At 51.8% G+C, this 249-nt stretch carries 1 pseudogene; it reads right to left on the bottom strand.

From position 1 onward, the window contains the following. A pseudogene (locus GHO03_RS24965) lies at positions 1–249 on the bottom strand (4-hydroxyphenylpyruvate dioxygenase); the annotation flags it as partial.

A 249-nucleotide genomic window follows, 5' to 3' on the forward strand; every position in this document is an offset into this window, starting at 1 on the left:
CAAACGCACCGCCACGTTGGCCGCACCATAACCGGCATAGCCGTTTTTGCGCTGTAACAGCTCGAAAAAGAATCGCCCTTCAAACGGTTCGGTATACACATGGAACAACTCGCCGCCATTGGCATCACGGTCATACAACACGTTGTAATAGGCCAACTCGCTCAAAAACTCATCATCAAAATCGAAACGGGCCGCCAAGTCATCGTAGTAGTTGAGCGGGATGTCCAATAACGGCACGCCCGCCTCTTT

Source organism: Pseudomonas sp. FSL R10-1339, assembly GCF_009600545.1.
GTDB lineage: Bacteria > Pseudomonadota > Gammaproteobacteria > Pseudomonadales > Pseudomonadaceae > Aquipseudomonas > Aquipseudomonas bubulae.